The sequence below is a fragment of the Halolamina sediminis genome (assembly GCF_001282785.1).
GTDB classification, from domain to species: Archaea; Halobacteriota; Halobacteria; order Halobacteriales; family Haloferacaceae; genus Halolamina; species Halolamina sediminis.
In genome coordinates this window covers 1,498,588-1,517,064 of the sequence record NZ_CVUA01000001.1, presented here as the reverse complement: position 1 = coordinate 1,517,064, position 18,477 = coordinate 1,498,588, and the positions used below count along the sequence as shown (strand labels likewise).

Annotated in this window: 18 protein-coding genes; 2 read left to right on the top strand and 16 right to left on the bottom strand. The window is 69.2% G+C overall.

Translation table 11 applies throughout. The annotated features are described in order from the left end of the window. Positions 1–12: 12 nt before the first annotated feature. The 8 genes from BN1959_RS07625 to BN1959_RS07590 all read right to left on the bottom strand — a co-directional run bounded on the left by BN1959_RS07625 (position 13) and on the right by BN1959_RS07590 (position 8,185). Positions 13–2,130: a type II secretion system F family protein gene (locus BN1959_RS07625; protein ID WP_053948087.1), complete on the bottom strand. Its 2,118-nt coding sequence runs from the start codon at positions 2,128–2,130 to the stop codon at positions 13–15. A gap of 1 nt (position 2,131) precedes the next feature. Then, positions 2,132–3,787 carry a type II/IV secretion system ATPase subunit gene (locus BN1959_RS07620; protein ID WP_053948086.1) on the bottom strand — a complete coding sequence of 552 codons (1,656 nt, stop codon included), beginning with the start codon at positions 3,785–3,787 and terminating at the stop codon, positions 2,132–2,134. 75 nt (positions 3,788–3,862) lie between these two features. Continuing rightward, the gene (locus tag BN1959_RS07615; RefSeq protein ID WP_053948085.1) at positions 3,863–4,294 is read right to left on the bottom strand and encodes a DUF7521 family protein; all 432 of its coding nucleotides are present in this window, start codon (positions 4,292–4,294) and stop codon (positions 3,863–3,865) included. After that, a complete protein-coding gene (locus BN1959_RS07610) occupies positions 4,284–4,586 on the bottom strand; it encodes a DUF7521 family protein (protein ID WP_053948084.1) in 303 nt (100 codons plus the stop codon). The genes BN1959_RS07615 and BN1959_RS07610 overlap by 11 nt, the downstream gene beginning before the upstream one ends. Next, positions 4,583–4,924, bottom strand: a complete 342-nt coding sequence (locus BN1959_RS07605) for a winged helix-turn-helix domain-containing protein (protein ID WP_053948083.1) — start codon at positions 4,922–4,924, stop codon at positions 4,583–4,585. The genes BN1959_RS07610 and BN1959_RS07605 overlap by 4 nt, the downstream gene beginning before the upstream one ends. 65 nt (positions 4,925–4,989) lie before the next feature. Continuing rightward, a complete protein-coding gene (locus BN1959_RS07600) occupies positions 4,990–5,802 on the bottom strand; it encodes an ABC transporter permease (protein WP_053948082.1) in 813 nt (270 codons plus the stop codon). Continuing rightward, positions 5,799–6,737, bottom strand: coding sequence for an ABC transporter ATP-binding protein (locus BN1959_RS07595; RefSeq protein ID WP_053948081.1), 939 nt, complete (start codon positions 6,735–6,737; stop codon positions 5,799–5,801). The genes BN1959_RS07600 and BN1959_RS07595 overlap by 4 nt, the downstream gene beginning before the upstream one ends. Positions 6,738–6,871: 134 nt before the next feature. Next, entirely contained in the window at positions 6,872–8,185 is a 1,314-nt protein-coding gene (locus BN1959_RS07590; protein WP_053948080.1) for an outer membrane protein assembly factor BamB family protein, read from the bottom strand. A 120-nt stretch (positions 8,186–8,305) separates the two neighbouring features. Here BN1959_RS07590 and BN1959_RS07585 point away from each other — a divergent pair, with 120 nt between their 5' ends. Beyond that, positions 8,306–8,776, top strand: coding sequence for a DUF5793 family protein (locus tag BN1959_RS07585; protein ID WP_053948079.1), 471 nt, complete (start codon positions 8,306–8,308; stop codon positions 8,774–8,776). Between the two features lie 739 nt (positions 8,777–9,515). On the opposite strand, the gene pdxS is transcribed toward BN1959_RS07585, so the two are convergent. After that, a complete protein-coding gene (pdxS, locus tag BN1959_RS07580) occupies positions 9,516–10,424 on the bottom strand; it encodes a pyridoxal 5'-phosphate synthase lyase subunit PdxS (protein ID WP_053948078.1) in 909 nt (302 codons plus the stop codon). A gap of 162 nt (positions 10,425–10,586) precedes the next feature. Between pdxS and BN1959_RS07575 the strand changes: the two genes are divergently transcribed. Then, positions 10,587–11,342 (top strand): DUF1405 domain-containing protein, encoded by a 756-nt coding sequence (locus tag BN1959_RS07575; RefSeq protein ID WP_053948077.1) that lies wholly within the window; start codon positions 10,587–10,589, stop codon positions 11,340–11,342. Here the strand turns inward: BN1959_RS07575 and BN1959_RS07570 are convergent. From BN1959_RS07570 to ilvB, 7 genes are read right to left on the bottom strand one after another with little or no spacing between them, the layout of a single operon-like run. Next, positions 11,339–12,316, bottom strand: a complete 978-nt coding sequence (locus BN1959_RS07570) for an isocitrate/isopropylmalate dehydrogenase family protein (protein ID WP_053948076.1) — start codon at positions 12,314–12,316, stop codon at positions 11,339–11,341. The two genes, BN1959_RS07575 and BN1959_RS07570, sit on opposite strands and share 4 nt — an antisense overlap. Beyond that, positions 12,313–12,975, bottom strand: a complete 663-nt coding sequence (gene leuD / locus BN1959_RS07565; protein ID WP_053948075.1) for a 3-isopropylmalate dehydratase small subunit — start codon at positions 12,973–12,975, stop codon at positions 12,313–12,315. Before leuD ends, BN1959_RS07570 begins: the two co-directional genes overlap by 4 nt. Beyond that, the gene (leuC, locus tag BN1959_RS07560; RefSeq protein WP_053948074.1) at positions 12,972–14,444 is read right to left on the bottom strand and encodes a 3-isopropylmalate dehydratase large subunit; all 1,473 of its coding nucleotides are present in this window, start codon (positions 14,442–14,444) and stop codon (positions 12,972–12,974) included. The genes leuD and leuC overlap by 4 nt, the downstream gene beginning before the upstream one ends. Continuing rightward, the gene (locus tag BN1959_RS07555) at positions 14,441–14,797 is read right to left on the bottom strand and encodes a hypothetical protein (RefSeq protein WP_202594658.1); all 357 of its coding nucleotides are present in this window, start codon (positions 14,795–14,797) and stop codon (positions 14,441–14,443) included. The genes leuC and BN1959_RS07555 overlap by 4 nt, the downstream gene beginning before the upstream one ends. Positions 14,798–14,802: 5 nt before the next feature. After that, on the bottom strand, positions 14,803–15,837 hold the full coding sequence (ilvC, locus tag BN1959_RS07550; RefSeq protein WP_053948073.1) for a ketol-acid reductoisomerase: 1,035 nt from the start codon (positions 15,835–15,837) through the stop codon (positions 14,803–14,805). Further along, positions 15,834–16,556, bottom strand: coding sequence for an acetolactate synthase small subunit (gene ilvN / locus BN1959_RS07545; RefSeq protein ID WP_053948072.1), 723 nt, complete (start codon positions 16,554–16,556; stop codon positions 15,834–15,836). Before ilvN ends, ilvC begins: the two co-directional genes overlap by 4 nt. Next, entirely contained in the window at positions 16,553–18,361 is a 1,809-nt protein-coding gene (gene ilvB / locus BN1959_RS07540) for a biosynthetic-type acetolactate synthase large subunit (protein ID WP_053948071.1), read from the bottom strand. The genes ilvN and ilvB overlap by 4 nt, the downstream gene beginning before the upstream one ends. Between the last annotated feature and the right edge of the window lie 116 nt (positions 18,362–18,477).

The window sequence follows — 18,477 nt, the reverse complement described above, 5'->3', positions numbered from 1 at the left end:
CGGAACGGACGCCTACAGGAAGAGGAACGCGATCACGGTCAGCGTCAGCAGAACGACGACGTGTTTGGCGCCGTCGGCGAGCGACCCCTCGCCGAGCTGGCCCGCCACCAGTCCCGAGAAGATCGCCTGCATCACGGCGGCGTGGTAGAACAGCAGGGTGTAGGCGGACGTGTCGACGCTCCCCAGCCCGGCGAACACGCTGGAGGAGACGCCGCCGGGGAGTCCGCCGCCGCTCGCACCGCCCAGGTTCGCGCTGTCGATCGCCGGGATGAACGACGAGGAGAGCGCGAACACGATCCCGATGAACACGAAAAAGGAGATGTAGATAACCATCAGGTACGTCAGCATCTCCTGTCGGCGCTCGCGCTGGAGTCGGCGGCTCGCGCGGGCCTCGTCGGCGGCGATCTCCAGCACGGGGGCGATCTCCCCGCTCGCGGTCATCGCGTTGGTGATCAGCACCGTCGCGCGGGTCATCATCGGCGAGTCGATCCGGCGCTCCATCCGGCGGAAGGCGGCGCGCACGTCGGCACCCCAGCGCACGTCCTCCCACGCCCGCTGGAGCTCCGGCCCCAGCGCGTCGAGATCCGACCGCGTGAGCCGCTCGATGCTCTGGACGATGCTCACGCCGGCGTCGTTGACGCTCGCGAGGCGGTCGAGGAAGTCCGGGATCACCCGCTCGATCGCCTTCACCCGCCGCTTGTTGATCTCGTACAGCAGCGCGAACACGCCAGTCGCGAACAGGATCGCTTCGACGAGCGGCGTGTCGATCGTCCGGAGCGCCGCGACCGGCGCGAGCGGCACCGCACCCGACCGGAGGCCGACCCACCAGAGCCCGATCGGGACCGTGACGAGGAAGCTGTACTCGGCGTTGCGGAGCACCAACTCCCCGGGGCTGCGGAGCCATCCGAGCACGCTCTCGAACTTCGTGTACAGTTCGAGGCGCTCGCGGCTCGCTTCCCACTCGTCGTCGACGCCGGCCCCCTCGGCGAGCGGCATCGCCCCGCCGCCGTCGGGCAGCACCCCCTCGGGCGTGTCGGTGATCCCGCTGATCTCGATCGAGGGGATCTCGGTGCGGTCCTGTCCCAGCGTCTCGCTGATCGTCTTCGTCGAGCTGTTGATGTAGGCGATGAAGGCGAGACTCGACAGCGGGATGCCGAGATACACCACCACACGCAGCAGGTCCAGGGTCTCCTGCAACACCAGCCCGATCACGACCAGGATCGTAATGAGGAACAGTGGCCCCGCGACCAGCACCGTCACGTACGCCTCCGCGAACGTCGACAGCAGGTCGAGGTACTGGCGCTGCTGGGCCTCGGCCTCCTCCTGGTAGCGGTCGTACTGATCCTTGAGGAAGTTCGAGAGCGACTGCCCCGAGCCGAGCACCGAGGCGAGGTTCTCGCCGAACTCCTCCATCCCCTCGCTAGGCGTGCGGTCGGCCATCCGGTCGAGCGCGCTCAGCACGTCCGTCCCGAACGTGTCCATGTCCCGGACGGCGACGCCGATCTCGACGGCCGCCTCGCCGTACACGTCGCGGTTCCGGGTCAGCGTGTCGAGGATCGCGGGGAACGCCATCCCCGACCGTGACAGCGCGTAGATGAACGCGATCGTCCGGGGCAGCGTCGCCTCGATCTCGCTCGCGCGGTTGTCCGCCCGCTCGTCCAGCATCGCCCACCGGAAGTAGTAGGTACCGAACGCGAGCGCGGTGCCGACGGTCGCGCTGGAGACGAACAACAGCACGAACAGGTTCGTGAGTCCGAGCTCGGTCACCCGGGTCAGATTCGAGAGGAACGCCAGCGCGGTCGGAAGCTGTGCGCGGACAGTGTCGCCGCTGATCCGGAGCACCCAGAGCAGCACCGCGGCGCCGTAGACGCCGAGGATGCTGCCGCTGATCCCCAACAGCAGGCTGTACAGCAGCGTCCGTGCGGCGTAGACGCGGTGGGTGGTTTCGACGTGGGCGGCCCGCAGTCGGGACTGCTGGTCCTGTTTGCGCGGGCTCTCGTTGGCGACGTAGTCGCCGAACAGCGAGAGCGAGACCCGGGAGAGCAGGAGGTTCGTCCCCTGGCTCAGCTGCTCGGCCAGCAGGGGCGCCAGCAGCGCGGCGGCGAACAGCAGCGGCAGCACCCACAGCATCTCACTCCACCGTGTCGGCGAGCTCCTCGCCCGCCGAGAGCTCCACGTCGGCGCTCTCGACCCGTTCCATCACTCGCTCCGGGTGGGCGTAGTACTCGTTGATAAGCGCCGTGAACGCCCGGTAGTCGGTGATCCCGCGCTTGAGGAGGAACTCGAGGAACCGCTCGCGGTCCCGGATCTCCGCGAGCAGCTCCGAGCGACTCCACCCCCGCTCGTCCTGGATGTCCTCGAGCAGCGAGGAGTCCTGTCGGCGCACCGTGTCGGTGTCGGCCTCCCACGTGAACGCCGCGGAGTAGTCGAGTTCGCCCGTCCGCTGGTCGATGCCGCCGATCTCGCCGATCGCCTTCGCCCGGCGGACGCGCTCGTCGCCCTTCCGGGTGAGCACCTGGATCGAGATCATGTCGAGGCTCTGGACCATCGCCCGGGGGACGTTGATCGGCTCGTTCTCCAGACGGTTGATGACCGTCTCGATCGAGTCAGCGTGCATCGTCGAGAACGTGGTGTGGCCGGTGTTCATCGCCTGGAACAGCGTGACGGCCTCCGCCCCGCGCACCTCGCCGACGACGATGTACTCCGGGCGGTGTCGTAGCGCCGAGCGCAGGAGGTCGTACATGTCGATGTCGGTCCCTTCGTCCAGCCGCTCGCGGGTGACCGAGGAGAGCCAGTTGTCGTGGTACAGCGAGAGTTCGCGGGTGTCCTCGATGGTGAGCACCTTCGCCCGCGGCGGGATGAACATCGAGACGGCGTTCATCGACGTGGTCTTCCCCGACGCGGTCCCGCCGGCGAAGATGAGCGACTTGTTGTGCTCGATACAGAGCCAGAAGTACGCCATCTCGCCGATCGTGAACGTGTCGTACTTGATCAGGTCGATCGGTGTGAACGGCTCCTCGGCGTACTGGCGGATGGTAAAGGCCGACCCCCGGGGGGTCACTTCCTCCCCCAGCGCGAGTTCGGCGCGGGAGCCGTCGGGCAGCGTCGTCTCGACGATGGGGTCGCCGACGGAGATGTGGCGGCCGGACTGCTGGGCCAGCCGGATTACGTAGTTGTCCAGCGCCTCCGCCTCGAAGGAGACGTTCGTCTCGATGTCGGTGTAGTCGTCGTGGTAGACGAAGATCGGCAGGTCGTAGCCGTCACACGAGATGTCCTCGATGTGGTTGTCGTTGAGCAGGGGATCGACTTTTCCGAACCCGCGGAAGTCCCGCAGGAGGTAGTACAGCAGCGCGTGGAACGTCCCCATGTCGGCCTCGACGCCGTACTGTTCGAGCAGCCCCGAGAGCTCCTCACGCAGCGTCTCCTCGTCGGCGTCGGTGCGAGCCGCACGGTACAGCAGCGGGTCCCGGATGTCCTCGACGACCCGACGCAGCAGCAGCGTCTCGAACTCGTCTAAGTCCGGCTCGACCGCGTAGTACTGGTGTTCGCTCGCCTCCGGGTCGTGGGTAATCACCACGTAGGCGTAGGGGGCGTTGACCCAGTAGCGGTCGACCTCCTCGTGGCCCTCCGGCACGTCGAAGCTGGCCAGCGGGCCGTCCTCACCCGGGCGGAACGGACGGGTCTGGAGCTCGGAGCCACGGAGCATCTCCACCGTTCGAGAGATCCGACGCTTGAGCCCCGAGAGCGTGTCTTCGATATTCGACCCGTCGATGAACTCCCCCGACATCCGTAGCTATCTGAGCTACCGGCCGGGCGGACTTAAATATGTGCGCCCTCGGCGATGAGACTCGGACCGGCCGACTCACCGGAGTATCGCGGAGAAGATCGCGACCAGCCCCACGATGTCAACGGCCTGGCTCGTCGACGCCACCGCGAAGACGAACGCCGGGCTGTCGCCCGCGACGAGGGGGACACCGAGCGCCAAGAACAGTTTGAGTCCGGCGTGGCCCACCGTCAACAGGAACAGGCCGGCGCCGAACAGCAGCATCGAGCGGTCGTCGTTGCGACGGTAGCCACGGATCGCCTGATAAGTGAGAAACCCCCCGACAGCGGCGAGCCCGAGCAGGAGTGCAGTCTCGACCGGCGAGGTAGCACCCTGTTCGACGGAAACGCCCTGAAGCGGGCCGAACACCAGCCCGAACGCCGCGCCAACGGATCGGCGCCGCCGGTGGGTTCGGGGACCGGTACGGTCGTCGGGGGTGTACTCAGCGGTGGGTATGTGTTCAGCGGTCATAGATTGCGTAGGTGAGGACGACCGCGCCGGCGAGGCGGCACAGTTCGGTTGCCGGCCCGATCAGCGCCGTCGACGACAGCATCGACGAGAGCCCGATGTTGACGAGTTTGGAGACCGACACCAACAGTAGGAGCCCGACACCGAACAGGAGGAGCGATCGCTGTTGGGTCCGTCGGTACCCACGGAGCGCCCGGTAGCCGACGATTCCGCCGACGACGATCGAGACGATCGAGCCGACGAAGAACAGAACGCCGACAGCGGCGCCGAGTTCGGGGAGCTGAAGGGGGATCATCTGAGTTGGTTGAGCAGATCGGTCATGCGGTCGGCGGGATCACGGGTCCGGTCGAGTTCGACGACGAACTCGCCGTCGTCGAGGCGAACGCTGAGCTCTTCGAGCGTCGCCGCGTACACCTCGTAGTGGTGGCCCTCAGGGTCGTACTCCTGGTAGCTCTCCAGCAGGTCGTGTTCCCGCAGTCGATCGATACGTCGGTACGTGGTGGCTTTCGAGGCGTCACAACGGTCCATCAGTTCGTTGGCCGAGAGCGGCTGTTCGCTCGTGTGGCGGAGGATGGCTCTGGCGTACTCGTCCTCGATCAACGAGGCGATCGCCCCCAGATCCTCCTCGTCCATCCTCCGGGAACTGTCGCCGTCGTCTGTTAAATCACCCGACACACACGGCGGCGACGATCGGGGCATCAGGCCAACTCGGCCGTCCGGAACCGCCAGTAGCCGACTGCTGGGACGGCGACGCCCCACACGAGCAACATCCCGAAGCCGAACCACGGGACTGCGTCGGCGGCGCGAGCGGCTTCGGCGGGCGCGAACGCCAGCTCCATCGCCTCCAGATACGCGCCGACCGGGCTGAGCGCGGTGACGAGTGCGGCCTCGCGTGCGGAAACCGTGACCCCGACGACACCCCCGACGGTCTCGACGGCGTCGACAACGTAGCCGCTGCCGATCAGCCACAGCACGTCCCCGACGACGTAGAACCCACCCGCGAGGGTCATCGCGCGGGCCCGGGACGACGAAAGCGCCGACAGCCCCACCGCGACCGCGGCGTTGGTCAGTGCAAACACCGTCGAGATCGCGACGAACCGTCCGAAAACGCCAGGGTCGACCGAGCCGAACATGGCGAACGCCAGCCCGAGCGCGACCGCGAAGCCGGCGCCGAGACCCAGCACGACGGTCGCTCCCCGGGAGAGAAGCTTCCCGACGACGAGGGCGAGCCGGCTGTCGGGGAGGCCGAGTCGGTAGGTAATCGTCCCGTCCTCGCGCTCGCCCGCGATCGCGAGGTAGCCCGCGACGATGCCGACCACGGGGAGCACGACGGCGGTGACGCCCGTGACCCCGACGAGCAGTTGGGTCGCACCCGTGATGTCGCTCGTGGCTCCCGAGATCACGAGCAGTACAGTGAACATCGCGTAGGCGGCGACGACCCCCCAGAGCAGCCGTGACCGACGCACGTTCAGGAAGTCGTGGCGGGCGATCCGAAGGACGCTCGCTGTCACGCGTCCACCTCCAGCGGGCGGCCCTCGGGGACCGAACCGTCGCTCGCCGTGACCGTCTCGAACAGGTCGTCGAGCGACGCGTCTTCGATCGTCACGTCCCGGACCGTCGTCGTCGTGGCGACACGACTGATCACCATCGCCTTGGCCGCGGGATCCGTACAGGTAACTTGGAGTTCACCGTCGGTCGTCGTGACGGTCGAGACGCCGGGAATGTCGGCGAGATCGATCTTTGGCTCGGCGTCGACCTGGAGCGTCAGCGTCGACTCGGTCCGGAGCGTCTGCCGAAGCCCGTCGACGGTGTCGACCGTCGCGAGCCGACCGCCCCGCAGGATCCCGACCCGGTCACAGACCGCCTCGACCGCCGGGAGGAGGTGACTGGAGAAGAACACCGTCGTGCCGTCGGCGGCCTCCTCGCGAACCAGTTCGCGTACGTCCGCCATCCCCGACGGGTCCAGCCCCGAGGAGGGTTCGTCGAGGATCAAGAGATCGGGGTCGCCGACCAGCGCGATCGCCAACGCGAGCCGTTGACACATCCCTTTCGAGTACTCGCCGGCCGGGCGGTCGCGTGCCTCGGCGGCCAGACCAGTCCGGTCGAGCAGCGCGTCCGGGTCGTCGTCGGTGCCTTTCGCCGCGATCGCGTAGTCAAGGTGCTCCCTCGCGGTCAGTCGGTCGTACGTGCTGTACCCTTCCGGAAGGATGCCGATCCGACGGCGCACCTCGCGTGACTCGGACCGAACGTCGTGGCCGAGGACACGGCCGTTCCCCGATGTCGGCCTCAGCAGGCCCAGCAGGATGTTGATCGCCGTCGACTTCCCGGCGCCGTTTGGCCCGAGAAAGCCGAACACCTCCCCCTCCCGGACCGTGAGGTCGAGGCCGTCGAGGGCCACCATGTCGCCGTAGCGCTTCGTGAGGTCGCGCGTTTCGATCACTGCCATCGTTACCGTCGACTAGTCGGCCCGGCCCCATAATCCGGACCGCACGGTTTCAGAACCAGAAACCGTGAGCCTCGACACCCTCCCCGGCGACGTGCGGAACCGGCGGCAGCCAGTGCCTCGGAGCACACGCGCAGTCAGCCGAGGGCGTGGACGCCGGCGGCGTCGCCGTAGTAGACGCGATCGCCGACTAGCGCGAGCGGGTAGCTCCCGTGGGACGCGCCGGGCTCGACTGTCCACAGTCGCTCGCCGCTCGCGGCGTCGAACGCGCGGAGCACGCCCGACTCGGCCGTCGGCTCGCCCTCCGAACACGTCTCCTCCGTCGCGGTCCCCTCCGCCGGGGTTCCGGCCGACTCCTCCTCGTCACCCTTGGAGACGCAGACGCTCGGCGAGCCCGGGTGGGCGCCGCCGGCGACGACCACGTCGCCGCCGACGGTTGGCGTCCCGAGTAGTTCGCCGTCGTCGTGCCACTGCTCGGTCCCCGTCTCCCGATCGAGCGCGACCACTGAGGACTCCAAGGGATCGAGCGTGGCGTGATAAGAAACCCCGTAGACACGCTCGTCGTCGACTGCGAGCGCGCTCACGCCGCTCCAGTCGTACGGTGTCACCCAGCGTTCGTCGTCGGTCATGCGGTGGAACTGCCGGGCAGTCGCGTCCAGGTCGGCGACGCTGTCGCCGAACTGGCCGAGGTAGAACGCCCCGTCGGTCAGCGTCACCGAGACGATCTCCGGGTACCAGCCCGGCTCGAGCGTCTCGACGACCCGGGGCGCGGGTTCTCGGAACGGCCCGGTCTCGACCTCTCCGGGTTCGAAGAAGCGAACGCGGTCGCCAGTGAGCACGACGACGTGTCCCTCGCCGGCGACGAGCCGGGGGTAGCGAGCGGTGCTGATTCGCCAGCGCTCCGCGCCGGAGTCGGCGTGGAGGCCCCGGAGCTGCTCCCGTTCAGTGACGTACACCGTCCCGCTCGACTCGTGAACTAACTGGGGCTCCATGCCTTCGGGGCCTCGCCAGACGTCCTCTCCGGAGTCGGCGTCGAGCGCGACCAGCGTGTCCGCGCTCACGTACAGCCGTCCCGCGACGAACGCGAGGCCGCCGCCGAACTCGACGCGCCACTGCTCGGTGCCGTCGGGCGCGACCGCGACGGTCGCTTCGCCGGAGCTCGCGTAGACGAACTCGGGGCCGACGACGACCGAGGAGACGACGCCCGGGAGCGGGACCGACCACTCGCCCGTCGGCGTCGAGCGGGGCGGCGACGCCTCGGGGTTGTCGCGCGTGTTCCGTGCGCCGTAGTCCCCGGTCGGCCACGTTCCGGCGGGCGGCGTCGTTCGCTGGTCGATCCGGCGCTGTGCAGCGTCCTCAGCCGGACTCGATCGGCCGAGACAGCCCGCGCTGGCGACCGCGGCTGTGGCGGCGCTCGCCCGGAGAAAACTGCGACGGGAGCGGGAGACCATGTTCCACACTGGAGCCCGGGCGTACTTTTCTCCATTGGCCGTCAGCCTGAACCGGAGTGACTCCCGGCCGCACACGGGCGTTACGGTTTTAGGTGCCCGTCGCTAACTGTCCGGTATCGAATGAGGCGCGACTATTTCGAACTGGACGTGACGAACGTCGACTGGGCGGAAGACGGTGGTGAGCCCGCCCAGCCGCTGGTCGAGATCGACTTCAGTGGGCCCGGGGAGACCCTCCGGGAGCGCCTCAGCGACGCCGACGGCGACCTGCTCGACGGCGAGGACGTCGACGTGGCGTTCCGCCTGCAGGACGAGCTCGGGAGTGACGACGTGGTTCCCGGCGTCGTCGCCGTCACGAACCGCGTGACCGGGGAGTACGTGCTCGAACTCAACGAAGAGTCCGACGACGTGCTGCGGTTCATCGAGGCCGCCCGGGCGTACGTCGAGGCCGAGGAGGAGGGCGGCTACCGCGTGATCGTCTCCATCGAGGGCGAAGAGATGGTGGAGTACGAGAAGGAGACGTTCCTCGTGTACGACGCCGACGGGGAGTTCCTCCGCGAGCGGAGCCTCATCCCGCCGGGCGTCGAACTCTGAGTTTTTGCGGTCGAAGGATGTTTGCGGGTCGGTAGTGGTGTTTTCGGGAGTACGTTGTGAGCGGTCGAAACAGGGTAGAGTTCACTTGCATTCTAGAAATTGTGGGATCTCTAGAGTTTGTAGAGTGTTTTGACGTTCTTTCGATTCTGTACCGGAGACCCGGAGTTTGCTGGCTTCAGGACGAACAGGACCGCGGAGTGAGCTAGACCTCTTGCGACAGCACCGCCCCGCACAGCCCTCAATCCTCCCCAGCCGACTCCCTCCTTCGCTTCGCTCAGTCGGTCGTCCTCCGAGAGAGCGAAGCTCTCTCGTGCCCTCGCTCGGTTCACTCGCGAGGACCCCGCGCGCTCGTTCGCCCACGGAGGCGTCGTGCGGGCGACCCACGCGTCGCCCGCACGGCCAGCGAGACCGCCGGTCTCGCCCTGCTCACGTCGCGCGCCGACAGCCACAGCGGTGCGGTAGCGGTGGACGCCGCGCGGCCGTCGACGAGAGCGAAGCTCTCGTCTGCCAATCAGAAATCGGAGATTTCTGATGACGGCACCGGTCGCCGCCGCGCGGGGGAGGGGTGGGGATTCGGTGCTGTGCCGGACCCTGTGTCCGGCACCCTGCGGTCGCAAGTGGTCTAGCACCGAGATGCTGTTGCGGTCGCTATTTCAGTAGCCAAGACTATCGAGTATTGCCGCGCACTTTCAGCCAAACCGAACGCCCACATCAAGTACGACAAAAAGAACCGACCCAGCTAATTCCCGCGGCCCTGCAGCTTCTCCTCCTCGGGCAGATCCACGTTCGACTCGCCCTTCATCCCGCCGCCCGCGTCGGAGGCGATCTCCAGCAGCGCCTCGGGGTCGTCCCAGTTGTTCACGGCCTCGACGATCGCGCTGCCCATCTGCTCGGGGTTCTCCGCGCCGAAGATCCCCGAGCCGACGAAGATGCCGTCGCAGCCGTGGTACATCATCAGCGCGGCGTCGGCGGGCGTCGCGATCCCGCCGGCCGCGAAGTTCACGACCGGGAGCCGACCGAGGTCGGCGGTCTCGTGTACGAGATCCCGCGGCGCCTCGTGCTCGCGGGCCCACATCTCGCGCTCCTCGTAGTTCATCCCGGAGAGCTTGCGGATCGCGCTCTTGATGTTGCGCTGGTGGTGGACCGCCTGATTCACGTCGCCGGTGCCGGCCTCGCCCTTGGTGCGGATCATCGCCGCGCCCTCGTCGATGCGCCGGAGCGCCTCACCGAGGTTGCGAGCGCCACAGACAAAGGGTGCGGTGAAGCCCCGCTTGTCGATGTGGTACTCTTCCTCCGCCGGGGTGAGCACCTCGCTCTCGTCGACCATGTCGGCGCCCGCGGCCTCCATGATCTCGGCCTCCTTCCGGTGGCCGATCCGGACTTTCCCCATCACCGGGATCGACACCTCGTCGGTGATCTCCGCGATCTCGCCGGGGTCGGCCATCCGCGCGACGCCGCCGCGCTTGCGGATGTCCGCCGGCACGGCCTCGAGGTGCATCACCGCGACGGCGCCGGCGTCCTCGGCGATCCGGGCCTGCTCGCGGTTCACGACGTCCATGATGACGCCGCCTTTCTGCATCTTCGCGAAGCCGCGCTTCACGAGGTCGGTGCCCCGTTTGAGCTCCTCGATGTCGTCAACTTCGTCCATACCCACAGTTGCGGCGGGCGGGACTTAAGGGGGGTGGCTTCGGCCCGTTCGGCCGGGAGCTACGGCGGGGAGGGCACACCGGCACCGGCAGCCCTCTGTCGCTGCCGGTCTGTACGCACCGGCACCGGCAGCCCTTTGCCACCGCCGGCCCCTCGCCCCAGTATGACCCTGCCGGGCCTGCTCCCCCGCTCGCGCCTGCCCGACCGCGACGCGCTGCCGCGCTGGCTCGCGCCACTGCCCCGAGCGATCGAGGATCTCGGCCTCCGCGCGGTGTGGCTCGTCGTCCTCACCAACCTCCTCGGCACCGTCTTCGGCTTCTGGTACTACGGCGTCCACCCGCTGCCCCTGTCGGACCCGCTGATCACCGGCCAGCTCGCGGCGGAGCCGACCGCGTTCTGGCTGCTCGTGCCGGATAGCCCCGTGGCGACGCTGTTCATCGCGCTGGCGTTCGGTGCGTGGGCGCTGGGACGGGCAAACGAGTACCTCTCCGCGTTGGCGTTCTTCGGCTGCTGGAAGCTCGGCCTCTGGACGCCGTACGTGCTGCTCGTCTTCGCCGACAGCTTCCGCGCGGTCAACCCGCTGCCGATGTACTTGTTCCTCCTGTTCAGCCACCTCGCGATGGTGGTACAGGCGTTCGTGCTCCACCGAATCAGCGACTTCCCGGTCCGTGCCGTCGCGGTCGCGGTGCTGTGGTACGGGCTGAACGACCTCGTGGACTACTTCGTCCCGGTGCTCGGCACGCCCCACCACACGCTGATCCCCGGGCAGACTATCGGCGTGGACGGCTTCTTCACCCACCCGCCGGAGATCCACCCGCTCGCTGCCGCCGGCGCGGTCGTGCTCACGCTGACGGCGACGCTCCTCACGCTCGCGACGCGAGTGAAGAAGCTGGAACTGCTCGTGAACGTGGGTCGCTAGAGCCGGGCGATCACGTCGTCGGCCACCTCGTCGGTCGACGCCGTGCCGCCGAGGTCCGGGGTCCGGGGGCCGGCGTCGAGCGTGCGCTCGACCGCGGAGCGAACGTCGGTAGCCGCGTCCTCGTGACCAAGGCTCTCCAGCAGCATCGCCGCGCTCAGGATCGCCGCCGCGGGGTTGGCGACGCCCTCGCCGGCGATATCCGGCGCGGTGCCGTGGACCGGCTCGAACAGCCCGTTCTCGGCGCCGACGTTGGCGGACGGTAGCAGCCCCAGCCCACCCACGAGCCCCGCCGCGAGATCGGAGAGCACGTCGCCCGCGAGGTTCGGGCAGACGATCACGTCGTACTCAGTCGGGTCGAGCAGCAGCTTCGTCGCCAGCGCGTCCATCAGCTCCGTATCGTACTCGGCGCCGCGTTCCTCGGCCACGGCGTCCACCGAATCGAGGAACCGTCCGTCGGTGACGCGCATCACGTTCGCCTTGTGCGCGACCGTCACGTCGGCGTCGCGCTCGGCGGCGTACTCGAAGCCGAACTCGGCGATCCGCCGGGACGCGGACTCAGTGACCACGCGTGTGAGCGTCGTCACGCCCTCGCCGAAATCGCTCTCGATGCCCGCGTAGACGCCCTCGGTGTTCTCCCGGACGAACACGAGATCAGTCTCCGGTCGGAGCGCGTCGACGCCCGGGTAGGCGCGAGCAGGCCGAACGTTCGCGAAGCTGCCGACCGCCTCCCGTAGGGGGAGGATCACGTCGGCCGCCGTCTCGCCCGCGGCGCCGAACAGCGTCGCGTCGGCGGCCTCGACGGTCTCGACCGTGGACTCGGGGAGCGGCGTTCCTCGCTCCTCGGCAACGGCGTCGCCGGCCTCAGCTTCCCGGAAGGAGAACTCGAGGTCGACGGCCTCCAGCACCCGAACCGCGGCGGGGACGACCTCCCGTCCGATCCCGTCGCCGGGGATCACGGCGATCTCCTCGGTCATCGGTCGGTGTAGGGAAGCGAAGCGGCCGTTTCGGCGACTGCCTCGGGGTTGGCGCCGAGCAGCGCGGTGGTGTCCCACTCGCCCGCGACGAGCGACTGTCGCTGTGCCGAGTCGACCGCGGCGTCGATCTCGCGATCGTCGTAGCGCACCGTCTCCGCGCCAACGTCGACCTCGATTTCGGTGTCCGGGTTGGCGTCGACGTGGTCCTGCAGCGCTTCGACTTCCTCGCTGTCGGCGGTCACGGTCGGGATCCCCAGCGCGAGACAGTTGCCCGCGAAGATCTCCGCGAACGACTCGCCGACGATGGCGTCGATGCCCCAGCGCATCAGCGCCTGCGGCGCGTGCTCTCTGGAGGAGCCACAGCCGAAGTTGGCGTTGACCACCAGCACGTTCCCCTCCCGGAAGCGCTCGTCGTTGAACGGGTGATCAGTGGGCTGCTCGGCGGCCTCGCTCTCGGCGGCGAGCCCGTCGCCGCCCGCGTCGGGGCCGGTGTTCTCGTACCGCTGGTCGAAGAAGGCGAACTCTCCGAGCCCCTCGAAGGTGAGCACCTTGAGGAACCGCGCGGGGATGATCTGGTCGGTGTCGATGTCGTTCCCCCGCACCGGGACGCCCGTTCCTTCGACGCGCTCGATCGCGGGCACGTCGACGGGGTCGCTCATCGCGCCACCTCCGGCGCGGCGTCGAGTTCGCGCACGTCGGTCACCTCGCCGGTCACCGCGGCGGCGGCGACCATCTCGGGGCTCATCAGGATCGTCCGCCCGTCGGCGCTGCCCTGCCGGCCGACGAAGTTCCGGTTCGACGAGGAGGCACACACCTCGTCGCCGACGAGCTGGTCGTCGTTCATCCCGAGACACATCGAACAGCCCGCGCCGCGCCACTCGAAGCCGGCGTCGCGGAACGTCTCGTCCAGTCCCTCGGCCTCGGCGGCGGCTTTCACGCGCTGGCTGCCGGGGACGACGAGCCCCCGCACGCCGTCGGCCAGCGTTCGGCCCTCGACGACTTCGGCGGCCGCACGGAGGTCGGGCAGCCGCGCGTTCGTACAGGAGCCGAGAAAGGCCACGTCGACCGGGAACCCCGCCATCGGCTCGCCGGGCGTGACGCCCATGTGGTCCTGTGCCCGCTCGGCGACCGCGCGGTCCTCGGGCGGGAGGTCGGCGGGGTCGGGGACGGGATCGGAGATCCCGGCCGTCTGCCCGGGCGTCGTCCCCCACGTCACCGTCGGCTCGATCGCGTCGGCGTCGATCGTCACCACGTCGTCGTAGGTGGCGTCGTCGCCCGAGCGGATCGACTCCCAGTACTCCTTTCGCTCGGCGAATTTCTCGGGGGCGTCGCCGGACTGCGTCCGGCTGCTCGAGGAGCTTCGCTCCTCGTTGTCGACGAAGGCGTCCGTCTCGGCCATCCACTCGTAGGTGGTCTCGTCGGGGTTGACGTAGCCCGCGCGGGCGCCGCCCTCGATCGACATGTTGCAGACGGTCATCCGGCCCGCCATCGACAGCGACTCGACCGCGGGGCCGCCGTACTCGTACACGTAGCCGACGCCGCCGTCGGTGCCGAGCTCGCCGATGATCGTCAGGATCAGATCCTTCGCTGAGACGCCGTCGCCGAGTTCGCCCGTCACCTCGATCCGCCTGACTGCCTGCTTCTCCATCGCGACGGTGCCGGTCGCGAGCACGTCCCGGATCTGGGAGGTGCCGATCCCGAACGCCAGCGCGCCGACCGCGCCGTGGGTCGCGGTGTGGGAGTCACCGCAGACCACGGTCATCCCGGGCTGGGTCAGCCCCTGTTCGGGGCCGACGACGTGGACGATCCCCTGTCGCCCCGTGTCGGGATGGTCGAACGAGAGGTCGGCCTGTTCGACGTTTTCCTCCAGTTCGGCCATCATCGACTCCGCCGCGTCGTCGTCGTACGGGCGCTCGCGGTCGTCCGTGGGGACGATGTGGTCGGCGGTGGCGTGGGTGCGCTCGGGGTACGCGACTTCGAGGTCGCGCTCCTCGAGCATCCCGAACGCCTGCGGGCTCGTCACCTCGTGGATCAGGTGGAGCCCGACGAACAGCTGGTCCTGCCCGCTAGGGAGCCGCCGGACACGGTGGCGGTCCCACACCGCGTCGTACAGCGTCCCCTCGCTCATACGGGCTCCTCGTCGGCTCCCTCCTCGGTGTCAGCCGCCGTTTCGGACCCGTCGTCGCCCTCTCCCTCGCGATCGACGCCGCGGACGTACGCGTCGTTGGCATCGGGCGCGTCCTCCCGGGGCGTGTGGTCCACGTCGCCCATCGGCTCCCCGTCGCGGTCGCCGTCGCGCTCGTCTTCGGCCTCGCCGCCGTCGACCATCACGACTGTCCCGCGCTGGAACACCTGCGAGTCGCCGAAGCTCTCCCCTGTCATGGGGTTGGTGTGGCTCACCTCGCCCATCGTCCGCTGGCTGGTCTCCCGTCGGTTCGTCTCGTCACGTCGCCGGCTCGTGGTGTCGGTGTGTCGGCTCATTGGTCTCAGTCGTCTGCCGGTGTGTCGGCTGGCTCCCGGTTCTTCTCGGCGTCGCTCCAGGCGAACAGCGAGCGGAGCTCCTCGCCCACCTCCTCGATCTCGTGGTTCTTCTCGGCGGCGCGGCGCTGGCCGTAGGACGGCCGGCCCGCCCGGTTCTCGGTGATCCACTCCGTCGCGAACTCGCCGTTCTGGACCTGTTCCAGCACGGTCTCCATCTGCTCGCGGGTGTGGTCGTCGACGACCACCTCGCCGCGGGTGATCCCGCCGTACTCTGCGGTGTCGGAGACGGAGTCCCACATCCCGCCCATGCCACCCTCGTACAGCAGGTCGACGATGAGCTTCAGTTCGTTCAGGCACTCGAAGTACGCCATCTCCTCGCTGTAGCCCGCGTCTGTCAGCGTCTCGTAGCCCGCCTTCACGAGTTCGGTGACGCCGCCACAGAGCACCGCCTGCTCGCCGAACAGGTCGGTCTCGGTCTCCTCGCGGAACGTGGTCTCGATCACGCCCGCGCGAGTGCAGCCGATCGCCCCGGCGTAGGCGAGGGCCTCCTGTCTGGCCTCGCCGGTCGCGTCGCGGTACACCGCGATCAGCCCGGGCGTCCCTTCGCCGTCCGTGTACTGCCGGCGGACGATGTGGCCCGGCCCCTTCGGAGCGACCATCGTCACGTCGACGTCCTCGGGCGGCTCGATCTGGTCGTAGTGGATGTTGAAGCCGTGGGCGAACTGCAGCGTGTCGCCGGCGTCCAGTTCGGGCGCGATGTCGTCGTACACGTCCGGCTGGACGTTGTCCGGGACGAGCATCGACACCACGTCGGCGGCCGCCGCGGCCTCCGTCGGCGTCGCGACGGTGAGCCCGTCCTCGCGGGCCGCGGTCCGGGAGGCCGAGCCCTCGCGCAGGCCGACGATCACGTCGACCCCGCTCTCCGCGAGGTTCTGGGCGTGTGCGTGGCCCTGACTGCCGTAGCCCAGCACCGCGACCGTCTTCTCTTCGATGTAGCTGTGCGTCGCGTCGTCGTCGTGGTAGATGGTGTTCTCCGTCATCGTCGGTGGGTATCGCTCGTCTGTGACGCCGTTCCGTCGGCGCCGTCGGTTCGGTGTCGTTCGTAGCGCGATTCCTCCGCGTCGGTGGTCCACTCGGTACCGCGAGCCAGCGCCGCCGTGCCGGTCCGGGTCAGCTCCCGGACGCCGAACCGCTGGAACGCGTCGATCGCCCGGTCGATCTGGGCGGAGCTCCCCGTCACCTCGACGGTCACGGTCCCGGGCTCGGCGTTGAGCGTCCGGGCGTCGAACATCTCGGCGACCGCCTCGACGGCGGCGGGGTCGTCGTCGTGGATCTTCAGCACCGCCAGTTCGCGCCGGACCGCGTCCCGATCCAGCTCCCGGACCGAGATCACCGGCACCAGCTTCTCCAGTTGCTTCTCGACCTGTCTGACCCCCGGCTCGGGCTCTTCGATGGTCAGCGTCATCCGGGCGGTCTCGGGGTTCGTCGTCGGCCCGACGGTCAGCGAGTCGATGTCGAACCGTCGGCGGCTCACCAGCCCCGCGACCTCCGCCAGCACCCCGGGCTCGTGTTTCACCAGCGCCGAGATGGTGGTCCGGCGTTCGGGGTGACTGGCCTCGGCCTCGGGGTCGACCCGGACGCCCTGGTCCGACCGTCGGCCGGTGGGTCGCTCCCGCTCGTCCGGGCCGGGGCCCTGTAGGCCGTCACGGTCGGCGTCCGGGTCCGCAAAGCCGGCGTCCGCCGGTGACTCCCCGCTCATAGCTGCCCCTCCGAGAGCGCGAAGCCGCTGTTGTCGCCGCCACTGGGCACCATCGGGTAGACGTTCTCCCGCGGGTCGATCCGGGCGTCGACGACCGACGGCCCGTCGTGGCCGAACGCGGCCTCCAGCGTGTCGGCCACCTCGTCGTACCCGTCGAGGGTGAACCCCGCGGCGCCGAACGCTTCGGCGATGGGTTCGAACTCGGGCATCCAGCCGTACTCCGAGGCGGTGTGTCGCCCCTCGAAGAAGGCGTCCTGCCACTGTCGGACCATCCCGATCGCCTCGTTGTTGAGCACGATCACGGTCACGTCGAGGTTCTCGCGGGCGGCGACGGACAGTTCCTGCAGCGTCATCAGGAACGAGCCGTCGCCCTCGAAGCAGACCACCTCACGGTCCGGTTCGGCGACTTTCGCGCCGATGGCGGCGGGCAGGCCATAGCCCATCGTCCCCAGCCCGTGGCTGGAGACCCAGCAGCGCGGGTCACGGTACGTCCAGTACTGGGCGGCCCACATCTGGTGCTGGCCGACGCCGGTGGTGACGATCGCGTCGTCTGGCGTCGCGGCGTCGGCGGCCTCGACGACTAACTGCGGCTTCAGCGGCTCGTCGTCGGGCGCCGCGTACGTCATCGGGTACTCGGCCTCCCATTCCCGACACCGCTCGCGCCACGCCGCGTAGCGGTCAGACGCGTCGTCGGATCTCTCCGCGAACGCTCCGTGGACCTGTTCGATCACCGCGGCGGCGTCGCCGATCAGCGGGTAGTCCGCCTCGACGTTCTTCGAGATCTCGGCGGCGTCGACGTCGGCGTGGATCACCTCTGCCTCGGGCGCGAACGTCTCGACGCCGCCGGTCAGCCGGTCGTCGAAGCGCGTCCCGATCGCGAACAGGCAGTCCGTATGTGAGATCGCCATGTTCGCGGCGCCGGTACCGTGCATGCCGGCGAAGGAGAGACAGCGCTCGTCGTCTTCCGGCACCGCGCCCACCCCCGGCATCGTCGTCACCACGGGCACGTCGAAGCGCTCGACGAACGCCCGCAGCTCCTCGCTCGCCCCGGCTTTCACCACGCCGCCGCCCGCGAGCACTAGCGGGCGCTCGGCACGGGCGAGCGCCTCGGCCGCGGCCGCGACGGCCGGCTCGTCGGCCCGCTCGGGCACCTCGTAGTACTCCGGCAGGCCGGCGTCGGCAGATTGGCCCGTTGTGTCGCCGGTGGTCGCGTCCTTCGGCAGGTCGACCAGCGTCGGCCCCGGTCGGCCGGCGCCGGCGAGTTCGACCGCCTCGCCCACGGATGGCCCGACGGCGTCGGGGTCGTCCGCGACGTAGTTCTCCTTCGTGATCGGTCGGGTGACGCCGACGGTGTCGGTCTCCTGGAACGCGTCGTTGCCCAGGAACGCCGTCGGCACCTGCCCCGTCAGTGCGACGACGGGGTCGGAGTCCATGTCGGCGTCGGCGATCCCGGTGACGAGGTTGGTCGCGCCCGGGCCCGAGGTGGCCATGCAGACGCCCGGCTCGCCCGTCACCTGCCCGTAGGCGTCGGCGGCGTGGGCGGCCGCTTGCTCGTGGGCCATCGTCACGTGGGTGGGCGCGGCGTCGGCCTCGGCGAGCGCGTCGTAGACGGGCATGATTGCGCCGCCCTGCACGCCGAAGACGTGCTCGACGCCCGCCGCATCGAGTGCGGCGATCGCCGCGTCCGCGCCGGTCGCCGGCGCCTCGGACTCGGTCGACTGTTCGTCGCGCTGTACCGCTCGGTCGTTGTCGCGCCGCCGCTCGGCCTCCCGTGGCCGTGTCGCGGCGCGTGCTGGCTCGCTCATCGTGTGACGTGACTGCAGGCTCGGTGGTCGGGTGATGCGACGGTCGGGGGAGAAGTGGTGGCTGTAGGGGTCAGACCCCTACAATGATGAGCGAGACGCTGACGCCGAGCGAACCG

Bases quoted from the DNA above. Each gene is read 5' to 3' on its own strand.
- ilvB (WP_053948071.1), bottom strand. From the start codon at position 18,361: ATGAGCGAGCCAGCACGCGCCGCGACACGGCCACGGGAGGCCGAGCGG.
- BN1959_RS07590 (WP_053948080.1), bottom strand. From the start codon at position 8,185: ATGGTCTCCCGCTCCCGTCGCAGTTTTCTCCGGGCGAGCGCCGCCACA.
- BN1959_RS07610 (WP_053948084.1), bottom strand. From the start codon at position 4,586: ATGATCCCCCTTCAGCTCCCCGAACTCGGCGCCGCTGTCGGCGTTCTG.
- BN1959_RS07595 (WP_053948081.1), bottom strand. From the start codon at position 6,737: ATGGCAGTGATCGAAACGCGCGACCTCACGAAGCGCTACGGCGACATG.
- BN1959_RS07555 (WP_202594658.1), bottom strand. From the start codon at position 14,797: ATGAGCCGACACACCGACACCACGAGCCGGCGACGTGACGAGACGAAC.
- pdxS (WP_053948078.1), bottom strand. From the start codon at position 10,424: ATGGACGAAGTTGACGACATCGAGGAGCTCAAACGGGGCACCGACCTC.
- BN1959_RS07585 (WP_053948079.1), top strand. From the start codon at position 8,306: ATGAGGCGCGACTATTTCGAACTGGACGTGACGAACGTCGACTGGGCG.
- BN1959_RS07620 (WP_053948086.1), bottom strand. From the start codon at position 3,787: ATGTCGGGGGAGTTCATCGACGGGTCGAATATCGAAGACACGCTCTCG.
- BN1959_RS07625 (WP_053948087.1), bottom strand. From the start codon at position 2,130: ATGCTGTGGGTGCTGCCGCTGCTGTTCGCCGCCGCGCTGCTGGCGCCC.
- leuD (WP_053948075.1), bottom strand. From the start codon at position 12,975: ATGAGCGACCCCGTCGACGTGCCCGCGATCGAGCGCGTCGAAGGAACG.
- leuC (WP_053948074.1), bottom strand. From the start codon at position 14,444: ATGAGCGAGGGGACGCTGTACGACGCGGTGTGGGACCGCCACCGTGTC.
- ilvC (WP_053948073.1), bottom strand. From the start codon at position 15,837: ATGACGGAGAACACCATCTACCACGACGACGACGCGACGCACAGCTAC.
- BN1959_RS07575 (WP_053948077.1), top strand. From the start codon at position 10,587: ATGACCCTGCCGGGCCTGCTCCCCCGCTCGCGCCTGCCCGACCGCGAC.
- ilvN (WP_053948072.1), bottom strand. From the start codon at position 16,556: ATGAGCGGGGAGTCACCGGCGGACGCCGGCTTTGCGGACCCGGACGCC.
- BN1959_RS07605 (WP_053948083.1), bottom strand. From the start codon at position 4,924: ATGGACGAGGAGGATCTGGGGGCGATCGCCTCGTTGATCGAGGACGAG.
- BN1959_RS07615 (WP_053948085.1), bottom strand. From the start codon at position 4,294: ATGACCGCTGAACACATACCCACCGCTGAGTACACCCCCGACGACCGT.
- BN1959_RS07570 (WP_053948076.1), bottom strand. From the start codon at position 12,316: ATGACCGAGGAGATCGCCGTGATCCCCGGCGACGGGATCGGACGGGAG.